Origin of the sequence: Bacteroides sp. AM41-16 (assembly GCF_003603495.1) — a bacterium.
Taxonomy (GTDB): Bacteria; Bacteroidota; Bacteroidia; order Bacteroidales; family Bacteroidaceae; genus Bacteroides; species Bacteroides uniformis.
The window spans coordinates 219,989-226,029 of the sequence record NZ_QTNE01000005.1 but is presented as its reverse complement, the minus strand read 5'-3'; the positions used below and the strand labels follow the sequence as shown (position 1 = coordinate 226,029).

General features: G+C 46.6%; 6 protein-coding genes. 4 read left to right on the top strand and 2 right to left on the bottom strand.

Annotated features, from left to right (window positions below; translation table 11 throughout):
- From DW896_RS07195 to DW896_RS07180, 4 genes are all read left to right on the top strand, one after another.
- A partial coding sequence (locus DW896_RS07195) for a LytTR family DNA-binding domain-containing protein (protein WP_133303684.1) occupies positions 1-634 on the top strand: 634 nt, incomplete at its 5' end.
- 412 nt (positions 635-1,046) lie between these two features.
- Positions 1,047-1,733, top strand: a complete 687-nt coding sequence (locus DW896_RS07190) for an energy transducer TonB (protein WP_005828058.1) — start codon at positions 1,047-1,049, stop codon at positions 1,731-1,733.
- 316 nt (positions 1,734-2,049) lie between these two features.
- A complete protein-coding gene (pdxH, locus tag DW896_RS07185) occupies positions 2,050-2,694 on the top strand; it encodes a pyridoxamine 5'-phosphate oxidase (protein ID WP_035448172.1) in 645 nt (214 codons plus the stop codon).
- 99 nt (positions 2,695-2,793) lie between these two features.
- Complete coding sequence (locus DW896_RS07180; RefSeq protein WP_005828056.1) at positions 2,794-3,837, top strand: DUF2776 family protein; 1,044 nt, start codon at positions 2,794-2,796, stop codon at positions 3,835-3,837.
- On the opposite strand, the gene pgl is transcribed toward DW896_RS07180, so the two are convergent.
- Positions 3,830-4,546, bottom strand: a complete 717-nt coding sequence (gene pgl, locus DW896_RS07175) for a 6-phosphogluconolactonase (protein WP_005828055.1) — start codon at positions 4,544-4,546, stop codon at positions 3,830-3,832. The two genes, DW896_RS07180 and pgl, sit on opposite strands and share 8 nt — an antisense overlap.
- Complete coding sequence (zwf, locus tag DW896_RS07170; RefSeq protein WP_005836268.1) at positions 4,543-6,039, bottom strand: glucose-6-phosphate dehydrogenase; 1,497 nt, start codon at positions 6,037-6,039, stop codon at positions 4,543-4,545. The genes pgl and zwf overlap by 4 nt, the downstream gene beginning before the upstream one ends.
- Positions 6,040-6,041: the final 2 nt, after the last annotated feature.

Here is a 6,041-nt window from a genome sequence, read left to right as displayed (position 1 = left end):
GTTAATACTTTATTCCTTGCTGACACAGTTTAATTTACATCCTCTACAAGCCATCAAGGAGTTGCCCGAGAAGCACATCGACCTGCTTTTCCTCGACATCCAGATGCCCGAACTGAACGGACTGGAATTTTCGAAGATGGTCGATTCCGGCACCCGCATTGTCTTTACCACCGCCTTCGACCAGTATGCCATAGACGGCTACAAAGTCAATGCGCTGGACTACCTGCTGAAACCCATCTCCTACGTCGACTTTCTGCAGGCTGCCAACAAGGCTGTGCAATGGTTTGAATTGCTGCAACAGCCCAAGGAAGAGATTCAGAGCATCTTCGTAAAAAGCGAGTATAAGCTGGTGCAAATCGAATTGAGTAAAATTCTGTACATAGAGGGGCTGAAAGACTATCTCAAAATCTACGAGGAGGATTCTCCCAAGCCTATCCTGTCTCTCATGAGCATGAAGGCAATGGAGGAACTTCTGCCTGCCTCGCGTTTCATGCGCGTCCACCGTTCCTACATTGTTCAGAAGAATAAAATACGTATTATAGACCGTGGTCGCATCGTGTTCGGAAAGAACTACATCCCGATAAGCGACAGCTATAAACAAGCTTTTCAAGAATTTTTAGACCAAAGAAGCTAAAAAAATCGACTAATCCGTCGATAAAATCGGAAAAAACGTCGATTTATTATAGAATCCTTTTGCATATTAAAATATGTTTTTTTATCTTTGCACCGAACAGATAGGAGTTGTGAAACTCCCCCAATAGAATAGTTTAGTTAAGTCTAGTTTAGTTTTTGTGTGAAGCACTTCCTCCGTAAGCGAACGTTGGAAGTGCTTTTTACATATCAACACTATTTAATCCACAAGCAGAAAAATTATCAAAGCAAATTTAAAAAACTATATATAACTACATATCAAACACCAACATAACATTCATTTTCTTATCTTTAATACAGAAACAAGTGGGCACGCATGTTTTATGATTTTACTAATCACATCTGTATAATGTTAGTTTCGCGACAACCATTATACGGTAATAATCTTGTAAATTATGGAAATCAAGAAAACATCCAAAGCAAGCCTGGAAAACAAGAAGTCAAGTTGGCTACTTGTAGGTTATGTAATTGTGCTGGTCTTCATGTTCGTTGCATTTGAATGGTCGAAGCGTGATGTTAGGATTGACATGAGCGGTGCTATTACCGAGAACGTATTTGAGCAGGAAATTGAAATTCCTATCACGGAGCAACCCGAATTAGTAGCTCCGCCACCCCCTCAAGCTCCTGCAATTGCCGAGGTATTGACAATTGTGGATGATAATGACAATGTGAAAGAAACAGCCATTGCCTCTTCCGAAGAAATCGGTGAAGCTGTAATCATCAAACCCATATCTCCAACCGTAGATGAAGAGATTCCGGTAGAGGATGAGATTTTTGAAGTTGTAGAGAAGAATCCCGAGTTTTCTTATAATGGCATGAGTCTGATGCAATATCTGGGTAAGAGTATAAAATACCCGACTATTGCACAAGAGACCGGAACCCAGGGGCGCGTAATAGTACAATTCGTTGTCAACAAAGACGGCAGCATCGTAGATGTAAAAGTAGTAAGAGGCGTAGATCCCTATCTGGACAAAGAAGCTATCCGTGTGATTTCCACCATGCCCAAATGGAAACCCGGTGAGCAACGAGGCAAACCGGTCCGTTGTAAATTCACAGTTCCCGTAATGTTTAAATTACAATAGCAGACATGCCAGTGTCCACTTTCCACTTGTCTTCATAAGGTAATCTCCAATATCCGAGGGTGTGTCGAAACTGGTATTCACCACAGATTACACAGATTTGCACAGATAAGCATCTTTGATTATCAGTAGATTAAGCTCATTCTGTGTTAATCCGTGTAATCTGTGGTGAATTTTGACACACCCCCATTTTTTTAAGTATCAACACAGCCATTTCCTTCTTCCATATTTTTCTTTCCGCAGAAAAACAAAAACATTCAGCCCTCTCAGACTGTTACATAGAAAAACAATATATCACTCCTGATAAAACCACACGATAATGAAATCACAACTCTTTGACATCAGAAGAGAATATAAGAAAGGCAGGCTGACACCGGGTAACCTCAACGACAATCCCCTTGAGCAATTCGACCATTGGCTGAACGATGCTATCCATAGTGATGAGTACGAGCCCACCGCCATGACGGTAGCTACAGTCTCGTCAGACGGACATCCCTCTACACGCACAGTGTTGCTGAAAGGGGTGGAAAATGGCCGGTTCATCTTCTTCACCAACTACGAAAGCAGAAAAGGCCGGCAACTGACTGCAAATCCGTATATATCCTTATCTTTCGTATGGCACAAACTGGAAAGGCAAATACACATTGAAGGAAAAGCTGAAAGATGCGCTCCTGCCGATTCTGACGCCTATTTTGCAAGCAGGCCTTACAAAAGTAAAATCGGGGCGAGGATTTCACCCCAAAGTCACGTCATCGGCAGCCGTATGGAGATAATGCGCGCGTTCGTCCGCGAAGCGGCAACATGGATAGGGCAAAGTATCAAACGTCCCGACAACTGGGGAGGTTTTGCCGTCACCCCTTTCCGTTTTGAATTCTGGCAAGGACGGGAAAGCAGGCTACACGACCGTTTCCTCTATTCCCAACAAGCGGATGGCAGCTGGAAAAAGGAGAGGCTGGCTCCCTAAATACGGACAGGGAAACACTTCTCATCACAAATAAATCTTAAAAGGAGGAACAAAGCCACAGAAACGCTGTTTGAAGGGGAAACTCTAAAAACAACAGTTATGAATTACGGTATCAGTATTCTTTTCAGGGCTATACCCTTGTTGATGGCCCTTTTCTGTTTCGGCTACGGAGCCTTTGTGCTCCACGAAGGACTGGATTCGGCAAAATTTGTGGCCGGTCCGGTAGTATTTTCCTTAGGGATGATTTGCATTGCCTTGTTCGCCACAGCGGCAACAATCATTAGACAAATTATTCATACCTACAATCCGATAGCCAGATACGCACTTCCGGTTATTGGTTACCTGGCAGCCGTACTCACAGTAATCTATGGTTGGAATTATATGCACGAAGCTGCCACGGCAAGCAATTTCGTGGCAGGACACGTGATTTGCGGAGTCGGTTTCATCACAGCTTGTGTAGCTACCACAGCCACAGCCTCCACCCGCTTCACCCTCATTCCCGCCAACTCGGAACGTACCGACCAGCTACAACCTGCCGATGCATTCAATTCCTCCCAGGGATATATCCTGATAGCAGTTGCCACCCTTATGGCAGTAATGGCATGGATATGGGCCTTCTGGCTATTGTCAAAAAGCAGCGAGCACAATGCATATTATGTAGCAGGCCATGTCATGGCAGGACTTGCTTGTATCTGTTCCAGCTTGGTGGCGCTGGTTGCAACCATCGTCCGCCAGATACGCAACAACTATACAAAGTCTGAACGGAAACAATGGCCGGCCCTTGTTTTGATAATGGGCAGCATCAGCATTCTCTGGGGACTTCTGGTCTTGGCCAACAGCAATCCGGCACTCTCCTCCACAGGATATATTATGATAGGCCTGGGACTGGTATGCTACAGCATTTCCAGCAAAGTCATACTACTTGCCGCCATCTGGCGGAACACTTTCAAGCTGGCCAACCGCATCCCGCTGATTCCGGTCTTCACGGCCCTGGCTTGTCTGTTTCTCTCCGCCTTTCTGTTTGAGATGGCAAGCCTGCACAATGCCTATTTTGTCCCTGCACGCGTACTGGCAGGTTTGGGAGGCATCTGCTTTACATTATTCTCCATCGTAAGCATTCTGGAGAGCGGTACATCTAAGTAGACATTTTCCCGCCATTGGCCTGAGCATCGAGGAACAATTCCACACGCTCGGCATGGTGGGCCACATAAGCTGCCGGACCGGTATCCCCGGAATCAAGAATATCGCGGACCACATCCGCCTTATTCTTGCCGGTAACAAAGAAAATAAGATTCTTCGCAGCAAACAAAAGGCAGCCGGTCATGGCTATGCGTTTCTGCCCATTATAGGGATTGACACTCACCTCATAAGGATGAAAGGAAGAAAGCAGATATTCCTGCCCCGGAAAGATAGAGGAGGTATGCCCGTCGTCTCCAGCACCGAGCAAAACGACATCGAAGGCCGGGAAGCCACCCCAAAGCGGAACCGTGCGGCAAACCAGCGTCGAATAGTTCTTTGCTTCAATCTCCGGGCGGTTCACTCCATAAATAGGATAAACGTATTCATCGGGCATGCCTACTTCATCCAACAGCAAACGGCGCATGGTACCATAATTGCTCTCATAATCCTCTGCCGGCACACACCGTTCATCCACCCAATAAATCCGCATCCGCATCCAAGGAGTCACCTCCTTGTACTCGTTGGCCCAAATGTCAAACATCAGCGAAGGAGTACTTCCCCCACTGAATGCAAAATAAAAGGTCTTTTCCGGCTCACGCTCCATCATCGCAATCAAATGTTCAATCAACGCATGTGCCGTAGCTGTAGCCGAATGGTAAACATAACTTTTCATAACTCGCAATATTCATCTGTATTAGTCAAATTCTTACACGGATTAGTCCACTCAGCACCATGTTCGTGCATCATCGCTTCACTTTCCAAAGGTCCCCACGTACCTACGGGATACCCATATAAAGGAGCATCCGTATGCTCTTTCCAATAACGCAACACGGGATCGAAAAAGCGCCATGAAGCCTCTACCGCGTCGCTGCGGGTAAAGAGTGTAGGGTCACCTTGTATGCAGTCCTCTATCAGACGGGCATAGGCATCGCCGGTAGGCAACCCGCCCAACTGGTCATAACTGAAGTCCATCATCACCTGCTTCACGTCAAATCCGGGTCCGGGAGTCTTCATGCCGAATTTCAGCACAATACCTTCATTGGGTTGCAGGCGGAGAATCAGCTTATTCGCGCGGGGACAATGTCCACCCTCGCAACGGAACATCTGATGGGGCGTCTCACGGAAATGTACAACAATCTCAGTCACCTTTGTCGGCATTTGTTTGCCGGTACGGATATAGAAAGGAACACCCTTCCACCGCCAGTTGTTAATACCGATTTTCATGGCAATATACGTTTCGGTACGCGAATCAGGTGCCACGTTCTTCTCTTCCCTATACCCGGCTTTCGAGCCCGAAGCCGTATATTGTCCGCGGACAATGTGTTCCTCCAAATCCTCCTCTGTCAAGGGAGCCAATGACTCATAGACCTTCACCACCTCGTTGCGGAAATTATCGGCATTGAAAACGGCAGGCGGTTCCAATGCTGTGAGCGCCACAAGCTGTATGAGGTGGTTTTGTACCATATCGCGCAGGGCTCCGGCACCTTCATAGAATCCGCCACGTCCTTCGATACCCAGATTCTCTACGGCTGTAATCTCCACATAGTCTATATAATTACGGTTCCATAGCGGTTCGAAGATTCCGTTGGCAAAACGGAAGGCGAGAATGTTCTGCGCCGTTTCCTTACCCAGAAAATGGTCGATGCGGTAAATCTGATGCTCCTTGAAAACGGAAGCATAAATGCTATTCAGCTTTCTGGCTGACTCCAAATCGTAACCGAACGGCTTTTCAACGATGATACGCGTATCAGGACGGTTCAGACCGGCCGCCTTCAAGTGCAAGGGAATGACACCGTACAAGGAAGGTGGAGTAGCCAGATAGAACAGCAGGTTGTCCGGTTTCTGCTCACCGGTAAACTCTTGTAAACGTCCGTCCAGCAGATGATAGCCTTCAACCTCGGCGGGATCCAATGTCTGGTAATGCAGATGGCTGCAAAAATCCCTCATTTTATCTTCCACCTGCTCTCTGGAAGCTACGAACTTACTCAATTCACTCATTATATATTCTTGGTAACGGGCATCCGTATACTCGGTGCGTCCTATCCCCAGAATGGAGAATCCTTCCGGCAACCGCCCGCCACTATACAAAGTATAGAGCGCCGGCATCAGTTTGCGCTTCGTCAAGTCACCCGAAGCGCCGAATATAACAATCACTAATTTCTTCATCA

Coding starts and splice junctions, on each gene's coding strand:
- DW896_RS07190 (WP_005828058.1), top strand. CDS start 1,047: ATGGAAATCAAGAAAACATCCAAAGCAAGCCTGGAAAACAAGAAGTCA.
- pdxH (WP_035448172.1), top strand. CDS start 2,050: ATGAAATCACAACTCTTTGACATCAGAAGAGAATATAAGAAAGGCAGG.
- DW896_RS07180 (WP_005828056.1), top strand. CDS start 2,794: ATGAATTACGGTATCAGTATTCTTTTCAGGGCTATACCCTTGTTGATG.
- pgl (WP_005828055.1), bottom strand. CDS start 4,546: ATGAAAAGTTATGTTTACCATTCGGCTACAGCTACGGCACATGCGTTG.
- zwf (WP_005836268.1), bottom strand. CDS start 6,039: ATGAAGAAATTAGTGATTGTTATATTCGGCGCTTCGGGTGACTTGACG.